This window comes from Paenibacillus sp. 2RAB27 (assembly GCF_052115445.1).
In the GTDB taxonomy this organism is placed as follows: domain Bacteria; phylum Bacillota; class Bacilli; order Paenibacillales; family NBRC-103111; genus Paenibacillus_E.
Genome location: NZ_JBFRGR010000046.1, coordinates 47,374 through 70,670, shown reverse-complemented (window position 1 = coordinate 70,670; position 23,297 = coordinate 47,374). Strand labels below are relative to the sequence as shown.

General features: G+C 46.3%; 23 protein-coding genes and 1 other annotated feature. Of the genes, 6 read left to right on the top strand and 17 right to left on the bottom strand.

The window, feature by feature from the left end; all coding sequences use genetic code 11:
• Positions 1–182: 182 nt before the first annotated feature.
• The 4 genes from AB4114_RS32345 to pheS all read right to left on the bottom strand — a co-directional run bounded on the left by AB4114_RS32345 (position 183) and on the right by pheS (position 6,503).
• Positions 183–737, bottom strand: a complete 555-nt coding sequence (locus tag AB4114_RS32345; RefSeq protein WP_441992096.1) for a CvpA family protein — start codon at positions 735–737, stop codon at positions 183–185.
• Between the two features lie 6 nt (positions 738–743).
• Positions 744–2,855, bottom strand: coding sequence for a cell division protein ZapA (gene zapA, locus AB4114_RS32340; RefSeq protein ID WP_441992095.1), 2,112 nt, complete (start codon positions 2,853–2,855; stop codon positions 744–746).
• A 94-nt stretch (positions 2,856–2,949) separates the two neighbouring features.
• On the bottom strand, positions 2,950–5,442 hold the full coding sequence (pheT, locus tag AB4114_RS32335) for a phenylalanine--tRNA ligase subunit beta (RefSeq protein ID WP_441992094.1): 2,493 nt from the start codon (positions 5,440–5,442) through the stop codon (positions 2,950–2,952).
• A gap of 26 nt (positions 5,443–5,468) precedes the next feature.
• Positions 5,469–6,503, bottom strand: a complete 1,035-nt coding sequence (gene pheS / locus AB4114_RS32330; protein WP_441992093.1) for a phenylalanine--tRNA ligase subunit alpha — start codon at positions 6,501–6,503, stop codon at positions 5,469–5,471.
• Positions 6,504–6,573: 70 nt separating this feature from the next.
• Positions 6,574–6,828: a binding site (T-box leader), on the bottom strand.
• 206 nt (positions 6,829–7,034) lie between these two features.
• Here pheS and AB4114_RS32325 point away from each other — a divergent pair.
• Both AB4114_RS32325 and AB4114_RS32320 read left to right on the top strand, forming a co-directional pair.
• Positions 7,035–7,463 carry a MarR family winged helix-turn-helix transcriptional regulator gene (locus tag AB4114_RS32325; protein ID WP_441992092.1) on the top strand — a complete coding sequence of 143 codons (429 nt, stop codon included), beginning with the start codon at positions 7,035–7,037 and terminating at the stop codon, positions 7,461–7,463.
• Between the two features lie 127 nt (positions 7,464–7,590).
• Positions 7,591–9,138: an MDR family MFS transporter gene (locus AB4114_RS32320; protein WP_441992098.1), complete on the top strand. Its 1,548-nt coding sequence runs from the start codon at positions 7,591–7,593 to the stop codon at positions 9,136–9,138.
• A gap of 44 nt (positions 9,139–9,182) precedes the next feature.
• Here the strand turns inward: AB4114_RS32320 and lepB are convergent, their stop codons facing one another.
• Positions 9,183–9,713, bottom strand: a complete 531-nt coding sequence (gene lepB, locus AB4114_RS32315) for a signal peptidase I (RefSeq protein WP_441992091.1) — start codon at positions 9,711–9,713, stop codon at positions 9,183–9,185.
• 138 nt (positions 9,714–9,851) lie between these two features.
• On the opposite strand from lepB, the gene AB4114_RS32310 reads away from it, so the two are divergent.
• Both AB4114_RS32310 and glsA read left to right on the top strand, forming a co-directional pair.
• Entirely contained in the window at positions 9,852–10,772 is a 921-nt protein-coding gene (locus tag AB4114_RS32310) for an aldo/keto reductase (protein ID WP_441992090.1), read from the top strand.
• A 24-nt stretch (positions 10,773–10,796) separates the two neighbouring features.
• Positions 10,797–11,750, top strand: coding sequence for a glutaminase A (gene glsA / locus AB4114_RS32305; protein ID WP_441992089.1), 954 nt, complete (start codon positions 10,797–10,799; stop codon positions 11,748–11,750).
• Positions 11,751–11,831: 81 nt separating this feature from the next.
• Here the strand turns inward: glsA and AB4114_RS32300 are convergent, their stop codons facing one another.
• The 12 genes from AB4114_RS32300 to AB4114_RS32245 form a co-directional block, all read right to left on the bottom strand.
• Positions 11,832–12,017: a hypothetical protein gene (locus AB4114_RS32300; RefSeq protein WP_441992088.1), complete on the bottom strand. Its 186-nt coding sequence runs from the start codon at positions 12,015–12,017 to the stop codon at positions 11,832–11,834.
• A 38-nt stretch (positions 12,018–12,055) separates the two neighbouring features.
• On the bottom strand, positions 12,056–13,708 hold the full coding sequence (locus AB4114_RS32295; RefSeq protein ID WP_441992087.1) for a copper resistance CopC/CopD family protein: 1,653 nt from the start codon (positions 13,706–13,708) through the stop codon (positions 12,056–12,058).
• Between the two features lie 10 nt (positions 13,709–13,718).
• Positions 13,719–14,123 carry a DUF2203 domain-containing protein gene (locus tag AB4114_RS32290; protein ID WP_441992086.1) on the bottom strand — a complete coding sequence of 135 codons (405 nt, stop codon included), beginning with the start codon at positions 14,121–14,123 and terminating at the stop codon, positions 13,719–13,721.
• Positions 14,124–14,178: 55 nt separating this feature from the next.
• Positions 14,179–14,667 (bottom strand): nickel-responsive transcriptional regulator NikR, encoded by a 489-nt coding sequence (gene nikR / locus AB4114_RS32285; protein WP_441992085.1) that lies wholly within the window; start codon positions 14,665–14,667, stop codon positions 14,179–14,181.
• A 150-nt stretch (positions 14,668–14,817) separates the two neighbouring features.
• Entirely contained in the window at positions 14,818–16,581 is a 1,764-nt protein-coding gene (locus tag AB4114_RS32280; protein ID WP_441992084.1) for a diguanylate cyclase, read from the bottom strand.
• Between the two features lie 59 nt (positions 16,582–16,640).
• Complete coding sequence (locus AB4114_RS32275) at positions 16,641–17,015, bottom strand: response regulator (protein WP_441992083.1); 375 nt, start codon at positions 17,013–17,015, stop codon at positions 16,641–16,643.
• Between the two features lie 96 nt (positions 17,016–17,111).
• On the bottom strand, positions 17,112–17,489 hold the full coding sequence (locus tag AB4114_RS32270) for a gamma-glutamylcyclotransferase family protein (RefSeq protein ID WP_441992082.1): 378 nt from the start codon (positions 17,487–17,489) through the stop codon (positions 17,112–17,114).
• A gap of 102 nt (positions 17,490–17,591) precedes the next feature.
• Entirely contained in the window at positions 17,592–17,879 is a 288-nt protein-coding gene (locus AB4114_RS32265) for a CD3324 family protein (RefSeq protein WP_028556449.1), read from the bottom strand.
• 870 nt (positions 17,880–18,749) lie between these two features.
• Positions 18,750–19,511 carry a LamB/YcsF family protein gene (locus AB4114_RS32260; RefSeq protein WP_441992081.1) on the bottom strand — a complete coding sequence of 254 codons (762 nt, stop codon included), beginning with the start codon at positions 19,509–19,511 and terminating at the stop codon, positions 18,750–18,752.
• Positions 19,512–20,023: 512 nt separating this feature from the next.
• Entirely contained in the window at positions 20,024–21,013 is a 990-nt protein-coding gene (locus AB4114_RS32255; RefSeq protein ID WP_441992080.1) for a biotin-dependent carboxyltransferase family protein, read from the bottom strand.
• Complete coding sequence (pxpB, locus tag AB4114_RS32250) at positions 21,003–21,788, bottom strand: 5-oxoprolinase subunit PxpB (protein ID WP_441992079.1); 786 nt, start codon at positions 21,786–21,788, stop codon at positions 21,003–21,005. The genes AB4114_RS32255 and pxpB overlap by 11 nt, the downstream gene beginning before the upstream one ends.
• Positions 21,785–22,588, bottom strand: coding sequence for an alpha/beta hydrolase (locus tag AB4114_RS32245; protein ID WP_441992078.1), 804 nt, complete (start codon positions 22,586–22,588; stop codon positions 21,785–21,787). Before AB4114_RS32245 ends, pxpB begins: the two co-directional genes overlap by 4 nt.
• Positions 22,589–22,686: 98 nt before the next feature.
• Between AB4114_RS32245 and AB4114_RS32240 the strand changes: the two genes are divergently transcribed.
• Together AB4114_RS32240 and AB4114_RS32235 are read left to right on the top strand one after the other, a co-directional pair.
• Positions 22,687–23,007: a heavy metal-binding domain-containing protein gene (locus AB4114_RS32240; protein WP_441992077.1), complete on the top strand. Its 321-nt coding sequence runs from the start codon at positions 22,687–22,689 to the stop codon at positions 23,005–23,007.
• Positions 23,004–23,249 carry an HD family phosphohydrolase gene (locus AB4114_RS32235; protein WP_441992076.1) on the top strand — a complete coding sequence of 82 codons (246 nt, stop codon included), beginning with the start codon at positions 23,004–23,006 and terminating at the stop codon, positions 23,247–23,249. Before AB4114_RS32240 ends, AB4114_RS32235 begins: the two co-directional genes overlap by 4 nt.
• The last annotated feature ends 48 nt before the right edge of the window (positions 23,250–23,297 follow it).

Below are 23,297 nucleotides of genomic sequence, written 5' to 3'. Positions count from 1 at the left end.
CCCTTATCCCTTATCCCTTATCCCTTATCCCTTATCCCTTATCCCTTATCCCTTATCCCTTATCCCTTATCCCTTATCCCTTATCCCTTATCCCTTATCCCTTATCCCTTATCCCTTTTGCATTATAGGTTGTCTCCCCGTAAAATAAAAACTACCGCATTTTTTTCAAAAGGCAGTAGTTTCTATAGGGAAATTCCTTGTTTCCACAGGTCATGGAGTTTACCCGCAACCTGCGGCAGCTCGTTAATCAAATAAGGAGCTATAGATGAGCTTGCTAGCAGCTTCTGGGAGCCGTCTGATGGAATGATGGTCATGACATTTACAGCAATTACAATGATGAGCAGCGCTTCTGCTAACCCCAGTAATGCGCCGCTCCAACGGTTAATGGCACTTAGTCCTGGCGTTTTGGCAAGAAGATTCAAGGCTCTGCCGATGACCATAAGTGCAAGTTTGACACCAAAAAACAGGAGCGCAAAGGCAATGGCATTTAGAATATAAGTATCTAAATTGAGTCCTTTTACGATGAATTCATATTTTTGATAATTTTGATAAGTTGGTAATGAGATCGCGCTCTTGAGTAACGGAGCAAGATCCTTGTAAAAATAAAAGGCAACTAGATAAGCTAGGATCATACCCGAAATAGAAACGATTTGTGAAATAAATCCTCTAAAGTAGCCAATCAACAGTCCTAAGGCAATGACCGACATTAAGACGTAATCCAATAGGTTCACTGTCACTTAGGGCTACCCAATTGGACTATCGGCTTCTACAAGCTCAATCCATTCGTTATATTCGATTTGAAGCTTCGCATATTCTTCACGCAATTTCCGATATTCCTCTTTGACCGCATGAAGTTCTTCTTGTTGAGCTTCGTCGTTCATGCTCAGCTGTAGAAGTTCTTCCTTTTCCTGCTGTGCTTGAGCCCAAATAAGTTCTTTCTCTTCTTCGAACTCTTGTGCTCGTGTTTCTCGTTCCGTCTGCATTTGTGCAAGTAATTGTTCAATTTTCCCTTGATAATGCTGAATGATCGCTGCCTTTTGCTCCTCAAGCTGTTGTTGGAACGATGCTTGTTGTTTGTGATAGTGACCTTCTAGATCACCCTTCGCCTCTTCGAATCGGCGGGCTTTAGCCTCTTCTTCTTCCTGATATAGCAACGCGAGCGAGTCGATATCCTCTTTATGAGCGCTTGCTGCTACTTCTAACTCAGTTTGGTGTTTTTGTTTAATCACATGAATCTCAGCATGGTGGCCTCGCACAATGGCTGCTATTTCGTTATGATTTTTCGTATTGTTCAAGGTTAATTCATCTCGGTGCTGCTTAGAGAGCGATTCCAATTCATTTTGATGTTTCTCTGAAATTGCACTCAGTTCATTTTGGTGTTTATTTGTGAGTGAAGCAATCTCATTTTGATGATTTTCTGTCAATGAAGCAATCTCGAAATGGTGCTCATCCATTTGATTTGCTAATTCACTTTGGAGTTTATCCGTAATTACTGTTAACTCCGATTGGTATTCTTCCGAAATTGTTTCAATTTCATTGAGATGACTATCTGAAATAGCTACTAATTCTGCTTGATGCTCTTCTGTCATGAGTGCGATTGCCACTTGTTGTTCTTCAGTCAAGATTGCGATGGCAAATTGATGTTCCTCTGCCAAAAGTGCTATTGCAGCTTGATGACCGTCTGTAAGTGTCTCGATAGCGGATTGATGCTCTTGTCTCAAAGACGCTAGTTGAGATTGATGTTCTCGAGCCATGGAAGCTTGTACTTCCTGGTGTTGCACGGTTATAGATTTGATTTGTGCTTGGTACTGCTTATGAATGACATCGATATCAGATCCACTTTGCTTGGATAGTAATGCCAACGCTTCTTGGTGCTGAAGTTCTGCGTTTTCTTTATCTTGCAGATGTAACTGGATAAGAGATTGTTTCTCTTCTTCAAGTTGTTGGTGCAAACTTTCATTTTCTTTGCGATGTGCGTCCGCGATGGCATCTAACTCAACTTTATGTTGTTCAGTTAACTTTAGAAGCTGCTGCGATTTATGTTGCTGCGCTTGCTCAAGCTGCTTTTTGCTTTGTAGATGCTGTTGCTTTTCTTGATCAAGCAGCTGCTTGCTTTGTTGATGCTGTTGTTTTTCTTGGTCAAGTTGCTGTTTGACTTGTAAGGCTTGGCGTTTCTCCTGGTCAAGCTGTTGCTTGAGTTGATCTATTTGTTTATTTGCTTGCTCTTGTTGTTGTTTCACTTGATCATTCTGTTGTTTAGCTTGTTCGATCTGTTGCTTGGATTGTTCGATCTGTTGTTTCGTTTGATCAATTTGTTGTTTGGCTTGAACCTGCTGTTGCTTTGCTTGTTCCAGTTGTTGCTTGGTCTGGTCTAACTGTTGATTACCAAGTTCATATTTCTGTTTCATTTGCAGCATTTGCTGATTCGATTGTTCTTGTTCTTGTCTTACCTTACTAATTTCTTGCTTATATTGTTTTTCTAGTTCTGGGATTTGTTCCAACTTCCCTTTTTGCTCAGCGAGTAAGGCTTGGTTCTTGTCGTCCTCTTGCTTCAATTCATGATACCGTGTTGTTAGCTTCTCGTAGGCGATTTTCGTCGCTTCCTGCTCTTTCTGAACTTTGCTAAGCTCTTCCAAAATTTCATTCATTCGGAAGCACTCATCAGCCATGTTTACTGCGGCTAAAACAGCGATCCGCTGCGAATCCAAACGAGGGTAACCTTTGGCAATACGGAACATTTGGTCATTCACATATTCTGCAACGGCCTTCATATGGTTGGTGCTTGTATCTGCTTTGAGCTTGTATTGGTGTCCATATATATCAACAGTAATTCTTGTTTTATCTTCAGTAGTCAAATTAAAATCCTCCCTTAAGATGAAAGGCTGGCCCTATCGAGAATAATTTCGATAAGACCAGCCTATATTCCTGCAACCTATAAGGAAAGTTACACTATTTTCTTAACTCTGCCTCAAATTGTTGTTCAAGTGTTGTCACAACTTTGGCGTGAAGTTCAGTTACTTCTTCATCAAGCAAAGTTCTGTCAGCATGACGGTACACAAGTGCGATTGCTACGCTTTTACGATTAGCACCAAGGCGCTCTCCCGTGTAGATATCAAATACCTGAATGGACTCCAACAATTCCCCTGCAACTTTAGAAATCGCTTGCTCCATAAGTCCAACTGGGACGCTTGTATTCACTACTACTGCAATATCACGTCCGATAGACGGATAACGAGGTAACAGCTTATAAACAATCTCCTCGCCAGCAGTTTCCAAGATAGGCGCTAGTTCAACTTCAAGCACATAAGTATCGTCCAGATCACGCTGTTGTTGCGCAGTCGGATGTAGTTGACCTACACGACCAATTACTTTTGGACCTTCAGCGGAAGCTAGTGAGATTTCTGCAGTACGACCAGGGTGGAAGCCTTCTGGTGCTGCGGACGTATATGTCAGTCCCTTAATGCCAAGGTACCCCACTAAACGATCAAAAATCCCTTTGATGTCGTAGAAATCAACAGCTTCTGCCTTCTGAGCCCAGTGAGCTTGTCGGCGTTTGCCTGTCAATACGATAGACAGTAACAGCTTTTCTTGCGGTAGAGCCGTAAGCGCTGCTTCGTCCGTAATAAATGCTTTGCCAATTTCGAAAATGGCGACATCATCCATTGTACGATTGCGATTATAGCTAACAACATCAAGCAAATGTGGTACTAAGCTTGTGCGCAGTTGACTGCGGTCTTCGCTCATCGGCATCGCGAGTGAAATCGGCTTCGCTGCCCGGTATAAACCAGGAATAGCATCGACTTGTGCTTGTGGATTCGCTTCAGCATCTGTGCCACCGTGTGAACGCGGGTTGGTGAAGGAATACGTAATCACTTCATTCAATCCGCTTTGTGTCAAAATATTGCGTGTAATCCGGCGGATGGATTGCTCTTTGGATAGAGACCCTGGCGTCGTAACACCGGTCATCAAGGTTGTCGGGATGTTATCGTAGCCGAAGAGACGTGCCACTTCTTCGATCAAATCGACATCACGCGTAATGTCTCCACGGCGGCTCGGCACATGCACGAGCAGCTTGCCTTCGCCAGCTTGCTCGAATGTGAAATGCAAGCGCGATAGGATTTGCTCCATCTCGGTCAAGGAAAGCGCTGTGCCGAGATAGTTGTTCACGCGGTCAGCTGCAAGCTCGATGCTGACCGACTTATGCGTTCCGCTAGCGGCTTCTACGATGCCGTCAGCGACTTTACCGCCTGCGTATTGCGCAATCAGCGCAGCAGCACGGTTCAACGCCGGAATCACCGATTCCGGGTTCACTTCTTTCTCGAAGCGAAGGCTCGCTTCCGAGCGAAGACCTAACTGGCGCGATGTGCGGCGCACAGAGCTGCCAGCGAACTTCGCGGATTCAAGCAGGATCCGCGAAGTTCCATCCGTCACTTCGGAGTTGGCTCCGCCCATAACTCCGGCGATCGCCACAGGCTTGGTGCCGTCCGTGACGAGCAGCATGTGCGGTTCTAGGGTACGTTCCACATCGTCAAGTGTAACGAGCTTCTCGCCAGCTTCAGCGAGTCGTACGTCGATGTGTCCGTTGTTTAGTTTCTCCGCGTCGAACGCGTGAAGCGGCTGGCCGTATTCCAACATCACGAAGTTGGTGATGTCGACGATGTTATTGATGGGGCGGATGCCCGCAGCCATCAAGCGATTCTGGATCCACAGCGGTGAAGTGCCCACGCGCACGCCTTCGATCAGGCGAGCCGCGTAGTGCGTGCACTGTTCCGTCGCTGTGATCTTCACGCTGATGCGGTCCGCAGCTTTCACGCCGACAGTTCCTGCCGCTTGAAGCGCAGCTTCCGCATCTGGCAGTTTAACTTCGCGGCCAAGGATCGCCGCGATCTCGTATGCCGCTCCGAGCATGCTCAAGCAATCGGAGCGGTTTGGCGTCAAGTCGAGCTCCATAACTTTATCGCTAATTGCCAATACATCTAGAATCGATTGGCCAATTTCTGTATCTTCAGGCAAGACCAAGATACCTTCTTGAATTTCTTTTGGAAGCAGTTTATCGTTCAATCCTAGTTCTTTCGCGGAGCAGATCATCCCTTGGGATTCTACACCGCGCAGCTTAGCGCGCTTGATTTCCAGTCCACCCGGAAGGACAGCACCGATCATCGCAACAGGAACCTTTTGACCAGCATCAATATTTTTGGCACCACACACGATTTGCAAGTCTTCGCCTTGCCCAGCATCGATCACACAAACGCTCAGTTTGTCAGCATCCGGATGCTTCTCACGGGATTTTACAAATCCAACTACAACATGCGATACACCTTTATTACGATCCTCGACGATATCCACTTCGATACCGCTGCGGGTTAATTTTTCAGCTAATTCTTCGGCAGTGAAGCCAGTAACGTCAACATATTCCGATAACCATTGATAAGAAACTTTCATGCTTTATACCCTCCTTTTCCTAATGCTTACACATGTAAAAATTGCTTTAAGAAGCGCAAATCATTCGTATAGAAATGACGAATATCTTCGATACCATATTTCAACATAGCGATACGCTCAACACCCATACCGAATGCGAAGCCTGTGTATTCCTTCGGATCATAGCCACCCATTTCAAGAACTCGCGGATGAACCATGCCCGCTCCGAGAATTTCCAACCAACCTGTTTGCTTACACGTACGACAGCCTTCACCGCCACACATTGCACAGCTCACATCGACTTCAACACTCGGCTCTGTGAACGGGAAAAAACTTGGACGCATGCGGATTTTGGTCGCTGGGCCATACATTTCTTGTACGAACTGAAGCAATGTCCCTTTGAGATCACTCATCCGCACGTTGCGGTCAATGACCAAACCTTCAATTTGTTGGAACATGTGCGAATGAGTGGCATCGTCGTCATCGCGGCGGTATACTTTGCCTGGGCAGATGATTTTGATCGGCACTTCACCTTTGCGCTTCTCCATCGTTCTTACTTGAACAGGGGATGTTTGCGTACGCATCAAAATTTCTTCCGTAATATAGAACGAATCCTGCATATCACGAGCCGGATGATCCTTTGGCAGATTCAAAGCTTCGAAGTTGTAATAGTCTTGCTCAACCTCTGGACCTTCTGCAACGGTGTAGCCCATCCCGATGAAAATATCTTCAATCTCTTGAATAACTTTGCTTAGCGGATGTACAGCACCTTGCTGGGAAGGACGTCCTGGTAACGTAACGTCGATCATTTCAGAACGAAGTCTGTTTTCAGTTTCTTCCTTCGTGTACGCTGCTTGTTTCTCTTCAATAACAGCCTCGATCGCTGCGCGAACATCATTCGCTACTTGGCCGATGACCGGTCTTTCCTCAGCACTTAACGCGCCCATGCCGCGAAGAACCTCGGTTAACGGTCCTTTTTTGCCCAAATATTTAACTCTTAAATCGTTCAGCTCCTGCTGACTTGCAACAAAGCTTAGCTCCTGCAGCGCTTCCTGCTTCAAAGCCTCTAACCGCTCTTTCATCGAAATCCCTCCTGATTTAGGCCTCTGAATCGCCCTTTATGAAAACACAAAAAAGACTTTCCGCTCCCTCGCAAGGGACGAAAAGCCGTGGTACCACCCTAATTAGATTCGTCTATGTCCAGTTGACAAATAAACGAGTCTCACTTCATTCCAGATAACGGACGATGTGTCCGGTTCCCTCTACTGAGAAGCTACTTAGCGCTTCTGTTCAAAGGACTGCTCGGGAGCGAACTTCCGCAGCCTGATTCTCGGGGCCAGCTCTCAATCATCGGCTTTCCCTCCCTGTCAAGAAGCACTGCATACTCTTCTCCGTCAAAGCATTTCCACGTATATGTACCAGTTATTATATGCAAGATACAAAGGATATGCAAGTACATCACTCCTTGGTTTTCTGAAATTTTCAGAAATGACCTATTGACTTCATTCATCGACAGGTTTATATTTTACTTAAACAGTTTAACTATTACTTGATTTAATTATTATATTGTTTAATTATTAGACAATTCTAACAATTTATTAGGAGGTCTTGACTTGGAAGATGAATTGACGGACTATACCAATCGCTTCCGCACAGCATTTGAGACAGCGCATCGCAGATTAGCTCACGTGGTTATTGCCGAAATAGACTCAGAACTAACACCGCGGCATTTATTTATGTTAGCGATGATCTCAAAGGAACAATCACCGAAACAATCTCAACTTGCTGAGAAATTAGGTGTAAAGCCCAGTGCAATAACTGTCATGATTGATCGGCTTGTCCAAAGTGGGCATGTAATACGTAAGCATCATGAGACTGATCGTCGTATTGTACTCGTTGAAAATACGCCTAAGGGAGATGAGATTCTCGCTGAAGCCACCGAAATTCAGAAGAAAGTAATTGCCCGTGGATTATCGCAGCTTCCGCCTGATGAACTTCATATTTTCGTAAATGCATTCGAAAAATTTACTTCATTTTATTAATTTTCATTTCATCTAAGGAGTGATACAAATGGAATCTATTCAAAAAGCAGCGCCTAAGGATGTCTCCGAAGCTGCTGCGCCTGAGCTCAAAAATAGGGGACTCCTCCTCACTGGCTTGATCATTGCCATGCTCTTCGGAGCCTTGGACGGTACGATTGTAGGAACAGCCATGCCGCGTATCGTCGGTGAATTCGGCGGACTCGGGCTGATGACCTGGTTAACGACAGCTTACATGCTGACTTCCACGGTTATCGTACCCATCGCTGGTAAACTGGCTGATTTAATAGGCCGCCGCGTCATTTATGTAACAGGACTCATCATCTTCATCGTTGCTTCAGCGCTTTGCGGTATGTCGCAGAACATGACTGAACTTATCTTATTCCGCGGTCTGCAAGGTCTTGGCGGTGGTATCATGATGCCAATGGCCATGATTATTATCGGGGATTTATTCACTGGTAAGCAGCGTGCCAAATGGCAAGGTGTTTTCGGAGCGATCTTTGGTTTATCCTCCGTAATCGGGCCGCAAGTCGGTGGCTGGATCGTAGATGCTTGGGACTGGCGTTGGGTGTTCTACATCAACCTGCCTGTTGGTATTCTAGCAGTTATTTTGATCGCAATTGCTTTGCCGAAGCATAAATCAGTAGGAAAAGTTAAGTTCGATGTACCAGGTATCGTCACGATGATTGTCGGTGTAGTGAGTTTACTTCTTGCGCTCACATTTGGCGGTAGTGAGTATGCTTGGGGCTCTTGGCAGATTATTGGTCTGTTCATACTAGCTGTCGTATCATTAGTTTCGTTCGTCTTCATTGAAAGTAAAGCACAGGAGCCAATCCTTCCAGTTCGTTTGTTCAAAAATAGAACCTTCTCCACCATAAATGGCGTAGGCTTCCTGATGGCGGTTGGCATGTTCGGTGCAATTATGTTCGTTCCGCTCTTCATGCAAGGGATTGTCGGTATTAGCGCGTCCGCTTCTGGAACTGTCATGACACCGCTTATGATTACAATGATTGCTGCCAGCGTCGCTTCAGGCCAATTAATTGATAAGATTGGTGTTCGCAGACAAATGCTCATCGGTATGATAGTCATGGCTGTTGGCTTTGTTTTACTTAGCACAATGGGTATTTCTACAACGAAGTTGATAGCTTCTAGCTACATGGTTCTACTCGGTTTAGGAATGGGGCTTGTCATGCCAATTCTGACTCTCGCTTTACAAGAAAGCTTCCCGAAATCGGAGCTTGGTGTTGTAACGTCTTCCAGCCAATTTTTCCGTCAAATTGGTGGTACTTTCGGGATGACGATTCTCGGCGCTATTATGAATCATAAATCAACAGTTTTACTTGAACAAAATCTAGAGCCAGTAGTGAAACAGTTCCCCGCGGAAGTAGGGAGTCCGTTAATTGATATGATCCATAAAAACCCGCAATCGCTTTACTCCTCCCTATTAAGTCCTGAGCAGTTGGCCAAATTGCCAAAAGAATTAGTGGAGAAGTTGCCAATTATTAAAGATGCGCTTATTTCCTCTCTCCATCAAGTGTTTATCTACGGTCTGGTATTCGTGCTACTCGGCGCGGTCCTTACGCTTTTCGTTGGGAACATCAAGCTTTCCGACCGTAAAAAGAAAAAAGAAGATGACGGTGAAGATGAGAACCAGGTTTCTCCTCATCTTGCTCATTGAAAAAAGCTCCCTTCCTCTAAATGAGGTTGGGAGCTTCTTTTCACTTAATCAATTGTCCCGATCTGGCTCAAAGGGAAAATTCGAAACACGGCTTTGCCGATAATATCCTTTTCAGCTACAAAAGGTGTTAGCGGCCACAAATGAGAATCATAACTGTCATTGCGATTATCGCCTAAGAAGAAGTATTTGCCTTCCGGCACAGTCACTTGATGGAAAGTATATGTCATAGGCGCTTGGATATAGGGCTCGTCTACCTTCGCGCCGTTCCTATATAAAGCCCCATCTTTGACTTCAATCGTATCGCCAGGCAATCCAATCAGACGCTTCACATAACGATCCTCATTTCCCTCGATTGGCGGCCAAAACACAACGATATCGCCGAATTCAAAGTCGGTTAATGGCTTCATTTTCTCAACAATCAGCTCATCTTGTAATTGAATAGTAGGCAGCATCGAACCAGTTGGAACTGTCATTGCTTGCGCAACATAGGTATTGACGACAAGTGCGATAATGATTGCAAACGCTATAGTAGGCACCCATTCTTTCAATAGGCCTAGCACATATTTTTTGAACAATAGAAACAACATCCTTTCGCCTTAAATTATTCCTATTTACACAGTAACCCATTTATGAAAAGCTTACATTAAGGTGAGATAAAATAAAATGTTGTTGTATAATGAATTTGGATACCCTATATAAGGAGAGTGCTACACATGAAATTTCGTAGACTTGGCAAAACAGATCTGAAAGTTTCCATCGTTGGTGTTGGTACTTGGCAATTCGGCGGTGAGTGGGGATTAACCTATACACAAGCAGAAGCGGACGCGATTTTGGATCAAGCTGCTGAGCTTGGTATCAACTTAATAGATACGGCAGAATGCTATGGTGATCACCTTTCCGAGTCATTCATCGGTAATTATTTATCCCGCCGCGATCGCTCTAAGTGGGTTGTAGCGACAAAATTCGGTCATCATTTCCATGACTTATTCACACGAACTGATGAGTTTAGCGCTGAATCTGTCATCAAGCAGCTTGACGCATCTCTACATGCTTTACATACGGACTATATTGACTTATACCAATTCCATTCCGGACCTGATGCTTTATTCGATAATGATCATCTATGGACGATCTTAGATAAACAAGTACAAGCTGGCAAAATCCGTCACCTAGGCACGTCGATCGGCAGCAATGCCAATATCCATCAGACTGCCGCTTCTACGAAGGTGAATTCCAAAGCGATTCAAGTTGTCTACAACCGTTTGGATCGTGCGCCAGAGGATCAGGTTTTCCAATCTTGTATCGATCAAGACCTCGGCGTACTCGCACGTGTTCCGTTAGCTAGTGGCTATCTCAGCGGTAAATATAAGCCAGGTGCTGTATTTAGTAACACGGACGTTCGTCATCGTCACGATGCTGACAGCGTGAGACAGAAGCTAGAGGAAGTTCAGCGCATTCAGCAAAACGAAGTGCCTGAAGGCATGGATATGGCCAAGTGGGCACTGGCTTGGTGCTTGAAGCATGACGCGGTTACATCCGTTATTCCAGGCTGCAAGAACCCAGAGCAAGTCATTGCGAATGCAGCAGCGACAGAGCTGATCAGCGACAATCATCCGCAGGCTTGGAAAGCCTAGAGAAGAGGAAGGACTGACTTCGCCATGCTTCACCAACAGCACGATGAAACCTGGAAGAAGCTTCATAGCCACATCGACGAATGGGTTGCTGTTAGTACAACGCATACGTCAGAAGGTCATGTCGCTTCCTATATCCCCGAGCTAGCTAACGCTTCTGGCGATATTCTCGGTATATGCATCATGGATAGCGAAGGACAAACAATCCTATCCGGTGATTCTGACTTTCGCTTCACCTTGCAAAGTATTTCGAAAGTTTTTTCACTCATTCTTGCACTCATGGATAATGGCGAAGACGTTGTATTCTCCAAAGTTGGGATGGAGCCGACAGGCGATGACTTCAACTCGATGCTGAAGCTCGAGCTTATCGAGCCGGGCATCCCTTTCAATCCGCTCATTAATGCGGGAGCCATTGCGATCTCTTCTTTAATCGCTGGGAATAGCACGGATGAACAGGTTGATCGGATCTTGCATTTTTTCAGAGATATTGCGGATAACCCTTCGCTCTCCATTAATCAAAATGTATTCAAGTCCGAATCAGATACCGCTCACCGCAATCGGTCTTTAGCTTATTTTCTCAAGGATAACGGTGTATTGGACAAAGAAGTTGATGATATCCTTCGTGTGTACTTCAGTCACTGCTCCATCGAAGTGAACTGCACAGATCTTGCGCGGATGGCGCTCGTACTCGCTCATAACGGCGTGGATCCAATCCGCAAGCAACGTCTCATTCCGCGGCGCTTCGTGCAAATTGCTAAGACCTTCATGTTTACCTGCGGGATGTACAATGCCTCTGGTGAATTCGCCATGAATGTTGGGCTGCCTGCGAAGAGCGGCGTGTCCGGCAGCATCCTGACGATGGTGCCGGGGCAATACGGCATCGGTACCGTTGGACCCGCACTGAAACGTAAAGGCAACAGCACGGCAGGTGTGCATCTGCTTGGCATTCTATCGCAGGAGTTCGACTGGAGCATGTTTTAACGAACCTACTTCCATGCGTACAAAAAGAACCTTCCCTTCTGACTATCTTCAGTCGCAGGGAAGGTTCTTTCTTACCACACCTTATTGCATCGATCTCTTGATCCGTTGAAGGGCTTCTATCAATTCATCCACTTCATGCTCATTCAATCGAATTGTCACATAGTTCGGTGAAATGCCGCCGTCATTGACTTCAATTAGAGCGGAATCATCTTTGTCATCGAGTTTAACGGAAAGATGGTCTTTATCTAGGATTTGAACCCAAGCCATGGTTATCCTCCTCGCATAGTCAATCTACCTTTTCAAACTTAATACACAATGAAGTCTTTGGTATACACGGTCTCATTATCTTCCGTATCCATGACGCGCATTTCTAACTCCCAATTGCCTCTAAATGGCAGGTAAGGCCCTTCCGATTTGTAACTATATTTAGCAAAACCGTAGGACTCCTCTTCCTTATTATCTGTATAGATCGTTAATGGAATAGAAATCGGAGCAATCTCTTTATCATCCTTATTATGCAAAATCAAAAGAACCTGCTTAGGTTGACCTGATTTTTCAGGCAGCCATACTTTGGCAACGAAGTTGTTATTGCCTGGAATTTTAGGCGTAATATCGACCGAAACATGGACCTTTTCTCCCATCTGATGCCACTGAAGCGGCGCATTCGCAGGAATTGGTGCCATATAGGTAAGCAGTCCGACAAGCACAACAATGATGACCATAAGGGATAGATCTAGCTTGACCCAAACGATCGATTGATTGACTTGCTTTTTGCGTAGGAAGAGTCGAATCACGAACCCCAGCACGGCCACAAGCACCACTACGCCTACCTTCACAAGCAGGAGAATTCCCCACGTTGTGTAAGTCAAGTAACGCAGACTCGGTAAGAATAGCAAAACTGACAGGATCCCTGAAACAGTTAAAACAATAATCGAGATCAGTGCAAATTTGGAAAACTTCTGCATGTAACTGCCTAGCCCCGTCTTGTTATGGCGCCATTTCGCATACAGCAGAATTAATCCGCCAACCCAACAAGCTGCGGCTACAAGATGAATAAAATCGAGTCCAATCGTCGCCCACAGAGGTGAGAAGGAGGCTGCGTGGCCGCTGAAGCTTTTGACTGCCAGAAGAGCCAAAGCCCAACTCACATCCAACCATGCCGCCCTGCCCAGTAGTACAAAGCCGATGAATGATAAAACAAGAAGCAGTACCCAAGATATCCCGATATTGGTCGCGCTCAGCAGCTGCCATATTTCATCCACACCACCGCCGCCCAATAGATCCTCAATATGTGTGAAAATGAGCAGTAATAGGGCAACAATATGTCCGCGTTGAAGATTGAGCGACCAACTTGAGACCGATTTCTGAGCTTCCTCACCTTGAGTTCTCACCAATCGTAACCAGAATGCCCAACCCGTCAAGGCCAACAGCATCAGAAACCATAAGCCGCGGGAAGCGTATTGCAGCAGCCCCTTGGTCGTCAGCGGTCCTGCGCTGTGATCGTGTCCTGTATGTGCGGATGGTACATCAAGTAGATCCTCCTGAGGCGGATTCCCAACCGTGATCGGATAACTTCCACCCACAGGATGACCATCCGCTGAAATGACGTGATAACTAATCAAATACACGCCTTCTGCCAACTTCGGCACATCCAGCTTGATACCCATTTGATCCTTATTCATCATCGCTTTGCGATTCGTTACTTCCGCTCCGCTATGATCATAAACCTTAATATAAAAGAGTCCGCTGTCTAATTGTTCATTGAACGTGACGGACACCACAGCTGGCGAGCTTTCAAGCTTTGCTCCCGCTTCTGGTGTCGCTTCAACTAGAGAAGCATGCGCAGAGACGGATTGGGGCGCAAGGACAGCACTCATCAGCATGATCGCTAACACAGCAATCACGCCTAGCGGCATCCGCAGGAACCAAATTTTACTTCGTTGATGTAATATTCCCATTCGTATCCCTCTAATCCGCTATCGGTCTACGGCCAGCAAAACCATCTTGCTCGCCGTGATAATAACGAATCCTATCCTCTCCTTGCTTCCAACACAGCAACACTTCCTGTCCATTCATGAACGCCGGGAAATCAACAAGTCCCGTATCGATATCCTTCAGCTCAATTCCCGTCTTTTGAAAACTTTGAATAAGTCCACGCGCTTCAAGTTGAAGAAATTCAAGCGCAGCTTCCATAACGAAAAAGGGATCCTTCTCCGTGCTAGGCTTTTCCGCATATTCATTCTTCTTATGGCGCAACTCCATATATTTGTCCTCGAATTCACGCTTCAAGGCTTGCATCTTCTTCAATTCCTGATCAACAAATGGCAATAAATGATTGGCCTCTTCCAAAGAGAACCATCTCTTCTCCGACATAACGCACCTCCATATCCTTTATTTTAGCAAAAAAACAAACGAACTACGAATTCCACTATTCCGTCTCAGCCTTATCGTAAGCGTGATGATGCCCATGATGATGGCTGTGTCCATGTCTTTGACTATGCTCGTCCACATGCGTAACAGACAGCTCAGCGTAGGCAACACCTTTTAACACTTGTATGCGCTGCTGCAGCTCCCGAAGCTTCTGAACTTCACCGCGAACGACGAGTATTTCCAAGCATTGCTGATGGTTTAAATGGATATGCATCGTTGAAATGATGGCATGATGGTAGTCATGCTGAAGATCCATTAGGGTGATCGGCAAATCACGGCTATCGTGGTCATATACCATAACAATGGTGCCCGCGACCATTTCTGTTGGCTGCATACTGCTTGAGGTCAAAAGCGCTTTGCGCGCCAGATCACGAATCGCCTCCGAGCGATTATCATACCCTTGTAAGGCAATCAATCGGTCGAATTGCTCGATTAGAGACTGCGGCATCGAAATTCCAAAACGTACCAGATTGTCTTTATCCGACATTCATCTTGCTCCTTCATCTGTATCTTCATCTATCATTCTACTGTATCAGAAAGTGTTGGAGTCGCAAACCTCATTCAAGGGAAATTGAACCCTAGACAACGTTCATGTGACGAAAAAGCAAAAAAAGGAGAGGACATGTCCCCCTCCTTCCTAGATAAGTTTCATTAACTGTTTGACGCGATTCTCCAGCTCCACGAGTGAGAATGGCTTCGTCATATAATCGTCAGCTCCCATTAGCAGACCTTTCGCCACATCCGCTTCCTTCTTCTTACCAGAAAGCATCAGTACCTTCAGATCCTTGGATCGCACATTCGTATCCGTCTTGAGCTTCTCTAAGATCGTAAACCCGTCAAGTCCTGGCAAGATGCCGTCCAAAATACAAGCATCGAACACTTGAGCACTCAATAGCTGCCATGCCGCTTCACCATCAGAAACCTGTGTAATTACAATCGGCAAGTGCTCCAATTGCGAAATCAGAATCGCTCTGAGAATCGGATCATCATCAACGATCAAGAGCTTTTTCTTCTGCAGCTGGGCATTGGCATGGGCAACCAACTTCGTGAATTGTGCACCCTCATCTTCTAAGTCAGCCAGAACAATGCGATTCTTACCTTGCTGTTTCGCTTGATACATCGCATCGTCTGCTTTCGCTACCCACTCCGCAATCGTCATCCCTACCTGCCATTCGGCTACACCAGCTGAGAACGTAATGGAGAACGTTTGACCCTCATTCTGCGCTACGGGCTTCATACGAACTTTATCTAAAATATCCTGCATAATAGACCTAGCTTGATCCACTGTCGTATTCGGAAGTGCGATGACAAACTCTTCACCGCCAAAACGAGCCAATAAATCTGTCGAACGCAGATTGACCTGCAACAGATGTGCCAGACCTTGGAGAACCAGATCCCCTACATGATGTCCATACGTATCATTGACGTTTTTGAAGCTGTCAATATCGATAAACACGAGAGAAATTGGCGCTGGGTAGCGCTCGATGCGCTGCAGCTCTAATCCAATTTGCAGATCAAAATAGCGGCGATTAAACACACCCGTCAGCGGGTCGCGAAAGGCCAGTTGTTCAAAATTCCGGGTCCGCTTAAGGAGTCCATAGATACGCGCTGCCAATTCCTCATATTGGAATGGCTTCGTCACATAATCATCCGCTCCTAAATGGAAACAACGAACTTTATCGCTGATATCATCACGACCGGATAACACGATAAGCGGCAACCATTTCAGCGTAGGATCTTCTTTGAGAAAATCGAACAACTCATAGCCTGACTGCGGATGCATCATAAGATCTAGCGTAACCAGATCATACGTATGCTCGCGCAGTAACTTTTTCGCTGACTCGACATCAGCAGCTTCATCAACCACACAATCATCAAGTTGCAATCGTCTAGTCAAATAAGAGCGAAGTGCATCGTCATCATCAACGAGTAAAATACGACTTTTGAGCGTTCGAAGCATGGAGCCTGAGGCAGGATCCTTCTCCTCATCCAGCTGAGTTTCCGTTAAGCCGATATCCAGTTCCATTTTCAATTCAAGCAATAACTCATCCGTTCGTTCAATACTCTCATGTACAGGGCTCATCGAAAGAAGCAACTCATTGTCGGGCTTCTCAATAGCTAGGGTCCATTCCCATTTCCGCACCATGTCTTCTGCTAGTTTACCAATTCGCATATAACCAAAGACTGGCGCACTACCTTTGAGTGTATGTGCAATCCGATAGCATTGTTGCAAATCCTCTAGGATCGGCTTCATCTGAACCGCTGTCAGTAAGGACTGCAACTGCTGCAGTTGCTTGTCATATTCACGAATAAACAGCTTTTTTCCTTGTTTGAGGATTCTTGCATCACGATCGGATTCAGAAGCTGAATCCTTGGCTCTCTCTATATTCCTATGGCTCATAGCAGACAATCACCCTTTATAAGCTTAATCTAGCTGATCCCAGCGCATCCATCTCCAACTTAGCGTTGCAATAGCTGTCCGATGGTATCTAATAATTGAAGTGGACTGAAAGGCTTTACAATGTACGTGGTGACACCCGCTGCCTTCGCTTTCTCTTTATCTTTCTCTAGCGCTTTAGCCGTCAGCAGAATCACCGGCAAGTCCTTATTCACATTATCACTTTGTCTCAACCAGGAGCACACCTCTACGCCCGTACGTTCCGGCATCATGTAATCCAGAATAATTAAATCGTAGGCTTCCTTGCTGAGCTGCTCGATCGCTTGTTGACCATCCTCAACCTCTGTGATGAGATATCCCTCATCCGATAACGTCTCCGTCAGCAGAAAGCGAAGTGCCAATTCATCATCGGCTAGCAAAATTTTGTAAGCTGACATATTCTCTCTCCTCGAGTCCATAAATTAGTACTAATTATATCATCATATCTGTGGCCAAGATAGGAAAATGTCGGAAAAACTCGAATAAAGTCATGCCTACTTATTGTGCAGGTAAGATTTCCAAGAGGAGCCGTGAATAGCTGGAAGACCGCGCGGATTAGGATAACAATACACCCAACCTTCCTTCTCCAAAGTGGCATCTTTTACCCAAATTCGCTCGTACTCATTATCAGCATGACCTGGACTGTAGTACGTTTCCAAAATGTCCATAGCGGCCAGTCCCTCTTCGGTCACTTCAAACCATTCTCCTTCAATCCTATGTTCATCGTCTGTAAGTACTAACGCAGGGTAAGGTCCTACATCATATAAACGTCCATAGATCGAGCCAGGTTGCACTTCCAATAAATACGGAGAGACAACATGATGATTGCTTTCCCCCGCTAGTAACGTGCCATATACAAATACAGTTATCATCTCTCTACTCCTCCTATACATTTACACCACTGTATGAATGATTTCGGCATGGAAACTAAGTTTTCCTACAAAAAAAAAGCAGCATCACGAAGGATGCCGCTGCTATGCCTGATTGGCTGTTAATTCACGTGTTTTGACGATAATTTTGCGGATGCTGTCTTCGGACAAATGAAACACCTTGATCAGCTCCAACACCGTCGAACCCGTTTGATACAATCGGAAAATCTCACGATTTCTCCGCTCAATGATGATGCGAGTGCCGTTATTCTCTCCCCAGCCAGCGCGTTTCTGCTCTTTCTTAGGGATATAGACGATTTCGCCTTGGATATATTCTTGTAATTGTTTTAATAGGTTAGGGGGRAGAACATCTTTCCCGTTCTTATAACTCATGGATGAAAACCTCCTCAAATTGTCGCAAAGCTTAACTTTGACTGATTTGCAGAGAGTATCTTCATCGCCCCTTAACCTCCTACCATTCTCAAAAATGGAATAAAAAAAACACGATCATAATCGTGCCTGTMGGTTGTATATGCAATTATACAATTCAGGTGAACGGTTATTCCACGAATGATATTCAGTTAGGAGACGAGTACCTCTGCGGCGGCCGCAACATTCATCGCTACTGTCATTGTCATTGTGTTCATTAAAAAGCACTCCCTTCACCGTAGTTTATTGTTGTGTTCACTTCGTGTTCACATTTCTCATTATATGTAAAAAGCTTCTCGCTGTCTACTCGTAAGTAAAAGTTATGCGAGGGCCTAGTGGCCCCCGCTTGGAACAGTGACCTCTGCTTACGCAAAGATCACCTCTGTTTGCGTTGTAATCACCTTGATCACTCCTTTCCGAAGGCATTAGCCGGCCGGCTACATACCTATTAACTCATATTGCCGAGCTGGTCTCAAGTGAAAGAATGGTTATAGGGATTCTTTCCTTGTGGGGAGTGAGTGAGGACTTTCGCCGAATTGGCGAATTAGCTGTAAAAACTACATCTAATTCCCTCATTTTTCGGAGAAAAACAGATTTAACTGGAAAACCTACAGCTAAAATTCGAATTTAACCCGCTTTATGATGAAATCGGATAAATTAGCTACAGGAAATCCAGTTATTTCTCAAGAAAGTGATAAAACCCTCTGATTAGCTGTAGGTTTTCCAGTTATTTTATTGGGCACAGTTTTGAAATGAGATGGTATCTTATAGAAACGTGCTGAGGACCGCACTCGTCTAGTTGGTTACACATGAAAAAAAGACCTAGCGTTTGCGCTAGGTCCAAAGCGGCTTGACTTCGATGCCGCATTGGTTCAACAGCGCGCGGATATCGCGCGCGAATTCCACGGCGTGCACCCCATCGCCGTGGATACAGATCGTGTCCGCACGCATGCTCAGGTCCTCTCCCGTGAGGGAGAGGACCTTGCCATCGCGGACAAGCCTCTCCACCTGCGCCGCAGCCTCGGCGGCGCTCTCAAGCAGCGCCCCCGCTTGATCGCGGGGCGTCAAAGAGCCGTCCCGCTGGTAGCTGCGGTCCGCGAAAGCCTCGCTCGCGGTCCGCAGCCCCGCGGCGGTGCCCGCCCGCAGCAGCTCGCTGCCTGGCGGGCCATACAGCGTCAGCTCCGCGCTGACGCTAGCCGTTGCTGCCGCAATCGCGGCGGCTAACTCATGGCGCTTCGCGGCCATGTGGTAGAGCGCGCCATGCGGCTTGACGTGCTGCAGGCGTCCGCCTTCGGCGTGGACGAACGCCTGCAGTGCCCCGAGCTGATACAACGTCAGCTCGTAAGCCTCTGCCGGCGTGATCGCGATCTCGCGCCGGCCAAAGCCTTGCAGATCGGGGAGGCCCGGATGGGCCCCGATCGCAACGCCCTTGCGCAGGCACAGCTGAACTGTGCTGCGCATGGTTGCGGGGTCGCCTGCGTGGAACCCGCAGGCGATGTTGGCGGAGCTGACGTAGTCGAGCAGCTCCGCGTCGCGGCCGAGGCGATACGCGCCGAAGCCTTCGCCCATGTCACAATTCAAGTCAATGCGCAGCATGACGATTTCACTCTCCATTTAGATGAATGCCACTCTGTATCATTATTCACTCAATTTTTACTCATTTCATTCTTTACTCAATTCATTCTTCTCTCAATTCATTMTTCTCTCAATTCACTCTGACACTTACTCATCCCAATTCAGCATATTTCCTACTCAACACACTACAAAGAGCATTATTTTCATTCTTGGGAGTGTGGTGTGGGAGTGGAGAGGCGGTGGGGGTACCGTCGGCAGATGTTATGGGATTTTCCAGATAAATGGAGGAGCATTTGAGTAAATTTAAGAAATAACTGTATTTTCTCCAGCTAATCAAAGAGCATTTGAGTAAATTTACGAGATAACTGTATTTCCTCCAGTTAATTATAGCTATTTCCTTCCCAACGGGTGATTTAAGCGAAATTAACTGGAGTTTTTCCAGTTAATTTCCAAAAACATTGAAAAGTGCCTAAAATAGCTGGAGTTTTTCCAGTTAAAGTTGCTGAGGGGGAGCTAGGTAGTCTTCGAAATGTTCACRAACCCATTAACCAAGCCCTGATCCCCGCTCCCATCAGCTTAAGATCCATCGCCTGAAGCAACAGCTGCTCCTGTGCTTCCAGGTGCGTAACCTCTTGAAAACGCAGCTGTCCACCTGGCTTCACCTGCGCCACCAGCGGTAGATCTGCGGTGATCACGTGACCAATTCGGGGGTAGCCGCCTGTTGTTTGGCAATCCGCCATCAGGAGAATGGGTTGTCCACTCGCGGGAACTTGGATCGTCCCTGCAACGACTGCCTCAGAGATCATTTCGTAGGTTAAGCCAGCTTCGAGCTCAAGCTTAGTTTCACTCGACAACCGATACCCCATTCGATCCGATTGTGAGGTAACGAGAAAGTTTTGAGAAAGCAATCTCGACCAGCTGTTAGATGTAAATGAGGAGGCTTCCTTCCCCTTCACGATCCGTATTGTCGGATTGTCGCGATAGTCAGGACGAATCATTGTACTGACAAACTTGCCGCGACGGTCAACCTCGTTCAGAACCTCAGAAGCCAATCCATTTTTCTCTACTTCAAATACATCCCCAGCACGAAGTGCCCTTCCTTCATATCCACCAATAGCCGATCGCTGATAGGTGCTGCGACTTCCGAGTACGTAATCCGCCTTAAACCCGCCATGCACAGCTAGATACGCTCTACACCCATGGGTTGCATAATGAAGGTGCAGCTCGTTCCCTGAATAAAGAATAAATGGCTGCCATAAAGGTGCTGCAACACCATCTACTTCTGCCCCCATGTCTGCTCCGCAAATGGCTACCAGCATATCACGCTGTGCAACTAGAATTGGCCCCTGAAGTGTCATTTCCAAGGCAGCGGCTTGCGGGCTATTACCAACCAACAGATTGGCTGCCCGGTGTGCAAACCGATCCATCGGTCCAGACACTATGACACCATGTTTTCGAAAACCATAGCGGCCCTCATCCTGAATGGTGGACAAAAGGCCTGGTTTAATGACCTCAAAGCTCATGACTCGCATTCCCTTTCTCTAAGGCATGAAACTGCTCTGATGTGATCGACACAAATCTCACTTGATCACCAACCTTGAGGAAGGATGGGGGAACGATGTCCGGACGAAACATACGGAGTGGCGTACGACCAATAAGCTGCCAGCCTCCTGGTGTTTCAAAAGGGTAGATGCCCGTCTGCGCCCCGCCAATACCGACAGAACCTGCTGGAATTTGTGTGCGCGGCACTGATTTACGCGGTGTAGCAAGTCGTTCATCCATCCCGCCCAAATAAGGAAAACCAGGTGCGAAACCAATCATGTAAACTGGATACACACGAGAAGTATGCCAAGACACAATTTCTTCCGTGCTCACCTGATGATAATCCGCTACATCTACTAGATCGGGTCCAAATGCCGCCTCATAGCAGACCGGGATCTCCCTGATAGCCCCTAACTGCACAGCTAATCCCTCACTGTCTTCCTGCCTATACGCATCTAGTAACTGCTCAATGCTTTGCAGGACTTCGTCATAGGGAAGCCAATCTGCTGTCCCATCGGGTCGCCCACTTTTTAACACAACGTCAGAAGAATAGTTATAAATGCGGAATGCATCATAATAAATTGTAATGGTTGTATAAGCGGCGACCAGCTCAATGAAGCCATCCTGCCAGTTATTTTCTAAATAATTCACGACTTGCCTGACCTTATGTAGATTCGTTAACGAAATGTCCGCACCTATACGAATCACGATCGCTGAATCTCCAAGCGGATGGCATTCGTAGGCAAGCTTGGTCATGCGAAATGCTGCTTTTTCAACCAATTCGCGCAAACATTAGGCCAGACATACGCTTCTGGATGATCGTCTGCAATTCCAATACCGTGACGTCCTGACTCGAAGACATGCAGGTCGAATGGAATTTTATTGCGGCTAAGCGCACTAGCAAACAACAAGCTATTTTCAACCGGAACCGCTGCATCATCTGCTGTGTGCCACAAGAAAGTTGGCGGCGTATCTGTCGTTACTTGAAGTTCATTGCTTAAATTCTGTACTAACTCTTCACTAGCATCTGCGCCTATCAAATTAATTCGTGAACCTTGGTGCGCATTCATACCAAATGAAATAACTGGATAACACAGCACCATCAGATTCGGACGAGAGCTGTGATGTTCAATTGGATCGTCGAAGGTTTGATCTCCCGCATCGTAGTGCGTACCCGCTGTTGCTGCCAAATGCCCGCCTGCCGAAAAACCAAGAATGCCAATTCGGTTCGCATCGACTCCCCATGCCTCGGCATGATGTCTCACGGTACGAATGGCCCGCTGCGCATCTTGCAAAGGAACAGGATGTTTATAAGGTGCTACGCGATAGTTCAACACATAAGCGGATATGCCTAAACCATTCAGCCATTTGGCAATAGGCTCGCCTTCATGAGGGGCACGTCTACCGTAACCACCGCCTGGACATACAATAACTGCTGCACGCAAGCCGTCTCCCTCTGCTGGATATAAGCTTAAGCTTGGGCAGCCTTGGTTTTCCTCACCTTGACTGTCCTCAGTAGCTCCTGGCCATAATTCAATTGTTGTCCCTGTGTTCAATGTGAAACCCCCTCATGTGATTAACGTACTAAGTTAATAATAGCCAATCCTTACCCAGTAGAAAAGCATCTATTTCAATTCTGAAGGAGCGATTTAACATGATTGTAGTTACAACAGAAAACATTGCCGGTTATGAGGTTACAGAAGTTCTAGGCAGTACCTTTGGTGTCGTCGTGCGGGCCCGAGGCATTGGCGGAGATATTATGGCTTCTCTGAAAGGGTTAATCGGCGGAGAAGTCACGCAGTATACGCAAATGGTGGAGGATGGACGCAGGCAAGCCATGGACCGACTGGTCAAGAATGCCGCTGCCATGGGTGGGGATGCGATTGTCATGATGCGGTTCGACAGCGGGGATATTGGTCAAAATATGAGCGAAATCGTCGCGTATGGCACTGTCGTTCGGACGCGAAGGCTATGAGCGGGAATTTCTCCATCTTGTTCGTATACGGCTTGTGGGTTGTAGGCTTCCTTATTTTACTTCTTCTAGGTTATCTCGTTTACGACAAACGGTACAAAACGGATGGGGCCGCGACACCACAATCGCCTCCAAACGGCTTTCTTTCTACACCTGAAGTTTTCATAGATCCCAAAGACGGATTCACCTATCGGGTTTACTACAATCCTCGAACGGGAGATCGTGCTTATATTCGTGAAAAGTAACCTGCTTTTCAGAAACCAAAAGCCTGGCAATAGCGGAGGATTATACGA

What these genes read in the sequence shown, in the direction of transcription:
- pheT (WP_441992094.1), bottom strand. Translation starts at nt 5,442, where the DNA reads ATGAAAGTTTCTTATCAATGGTTATCGGAATATGTTGACGTTACTGGC.
- pheS (WP_441992093.1), bottom strand. Translation starts at nt 6,503, where the DNA reads ATGAAAGAGCGGTTAGAGGCTTTGAAGCAGGAAGCGCTGCAGGAGCTA.
- AB4114_RS32320 (WP_441992098.1), top strand. Translation starts at nt 7,591, where the DNA reads ATGCTCTTCGGAGCCTTGGACGGTACGATTGTAGGAACAGCCATGCCG.
- AB4114_RS32310 (WP_441992090.1), top strand. Translation starts at nt 9,852, where the DNA reads ATGAAATTTCGTAGACTTGGCAAAACAGATCTGAAAGTTTCCATCGTT.
- glsA (WP_441992089.1), top strand. Translation starts at nt 10,797, where the DNA reads ATGCTTCACCAACAGCACGATGAAACCTGGAAGAAGCTTCATAGCCAC.
- AB4114_RS32300 (WP_441992088.1), bottom strand. Translation starts at nt 12,017, where the DNA reads ATGGCTTGGGTTCAAATCCTAGATAAAGACCATCTTTCCGTTAAACTC.
- AB4114_RS32295 (WP_441992087.1), bottom strand. Translation starts at nt 13,708, where the DNA reads ATGGGAATATTACATCAACGAAGTAAAATTTGGTTCCTGCGGATGCCG.
- AB4114_RS32290 (WP_441992086.1), bottom strand. Translation starts at nt 14,123, where the DNA reads ATGTCGGAGAAGAGATGGTTCTCTTTGGAAGAGGCCAATCATTTATTG.
- nikR (WP_441992085.1), bottom strand. Translation starts at nt 14,667, where the DNA reads ATGTCGGATAAAGACAATCTGGTACGTTTTGGAATTTCGATGCCGCAG.
- AB4114_RS32280 (WP_441992084.1), bottom strand. Translation starts at nt 16,581, where the DNA reads ATGAGCCATAGGAATATAGAGAGAGCCAAGGATTCAGCTTCTGAATCC.
- AB4114_RS32275 (WP_441992083.1), bottom strand. Translation starts at nt 17,015, where the DNA reads ATGTCAGCTTACAAAATTTTGCTAGCCGATGATGAATTGGCACTTCGC.
- AB4114_RS32270 (WP_441992082.1), bottom strand. Translation starts at nt 17,489, where the DNA reads ATGATAACTGTATTTGTATATGGCACGTTACTAGCGGGGGAAAGCAAT.
- AB4114_RS32260 (WP_441992081.1), bottom strand. Translation starts at nt 19,511, where the DNA reads ATGCTGCGCATTGACTTGAATTGTGACATGGGCGAAGGCTTCGGCGCG.
- pxpB (WP_441992079.1), bottom strand. Translation starts at nt 21,788, where the DNA reads ATGACCAAGCTTGCCTACGAATGCCATCCGCTTGGAGATTCAGCGATC.
- AB4114_RS32240 (WP_441992077.1), top strand. Translation starts at nt 22,687, where the DNA reads ATGATTGTAGTTACAACAGAAAACATTGCCGGTTATGAGGTTACAGAA.
- AB4114_RS32235 (WP_441992076.1), top strand. Translation starts at nt 23,004, where the DNA reads ATGAGCGGGAATTTCTCCATCTTGTTCGTATACGGCTTGTGGGTTGTA.